The organism is Kitasatospora sp. NPDC094028 (assembly GCF_049543595.1).
In the GTDB taxonomy this organism is placed as follows: Bacteria; Actinomycetota; Actinomycetes; order Streptomycetales; family Streptomycetaceae; genus Kitasatospora.
The window spans coordinates 1-1,083 of record NZ_JBMVFA010000126.1 but is presented as its reverse complement, the minus strand read 5'-3'; the positions used below and the strand labels follow the sequence as shown (position 1 = coordinate 1,083).

Here is a 1,083-nt window from a genome sequence, read left to right as displayed (position 1 = left end):
TGTACTTGGTCATGACGTTGGTGACAGCCTGCTGGTCGGGGGTTGGCCGCCGAGCGCGGTGTGTCTGCGTCGAGTGTTGTAGAACTCGAGCCAGGGCGCGAGTGCTCGGGATCGTTGGCGGTTGCTGGTGAAGACCTGCCGGTAGGCCCATTCGGTCTGCAGGGTGCGGTTGAAGCGTTCGACCTTGCCGTTGGTCCACGGGCAGTGCGGCCGGGTGAACTTCTGCCGGGCGCCGAGTGCCTGGCAGGCGGCCCGGAAGTCGTGTGAGAGCCGGTAGTTCTTGGCGTTGTCGGTCATGACCCGGTTGATGTGGGTGATGCCGTGGGCGTGGAAGAACGCGGCGGCGCGAGTGAGGAAGCCGGCGCAGGTGGCGCCCTTTTCGTCGGGCAGGATTTCGGCGTAGGCGAGGCGGCTGTGGTCGTCGATGGCGGCATGGACGTAGTCGTAGCCGAGCCCGCGGTTGTGGGTGTCTTTGTTGCGGCCGTAGGCGCGGTGGCCGCCGCCGTCGGGGATCTTCCCGAGCTTCTTGACGTCCACGTGGATCATGTCGCCCGGCCGGGCGTGCTCGTAGCGCTGGCCGCTGGCGCGGGTGGCTCGGATGGGCTGCCCGGTCAGCGGGTCGCACGCGGACAGAGGTGGGATCTGGTTGCGGTGGAGGATGCGACTGATCGTCCGGGCTGGAACCCCGGTCTGTTCGGCCAGGAAGTCGGGTCCCCGCCGCAAGGTGTGGCGGGCCTTCAGCACGCGGCGCTCGACCACGGCGGGTGTGCGGTTGGGGCAGTGGTGCGGGCGGCTGGTGCGGTCGCGCAGGCCTGCCCAGCCCTCGGCCCGGTAACGGTTCACCCAGCGGTGGGCGCACTGCCGGGAGACGCCCAGTTCCTTCGCGACGTGAGCGACCGGCCGGCCGTCGAGGACGACACGGCGCACGAGCAGGCATCTGCCGTGAAAGGTCAGCCGGGCATTAGCGTGGGCCACCAGGACCTCCGAGGTGTGTGAAGCGGCAAACTCCACTACGCCCGGAGGTCCCTCCTTGATCAACTACCGAGAGCCAGTGTCACTAACGTGTCGGCCGAGTACACCTAG

1 protein-coding gene is annotated in these 1,083 nt (G+C 68.2%); it reads right to left on the bottom strand.

Translation table 11 applies throughout. From position 1 onward, the window contains the following. Nucleotides 1-9: 9 nt before the first annotated feature. Nucleotides 10-975 carry an IS481 family transposase gene (locus ACPC54_RS42280; RefSeq protein WP_498973092.1) on the bottom strand — a complete coding sequence of 322 codons (966 nt, stop codon included), beginning with the start codon at nucleotides 973-975 and terminating at the stop codon, nucleotides 10-12. Between the last annotated feature and the right edge of the window lie 108 nt (nucleotides 976-1,083).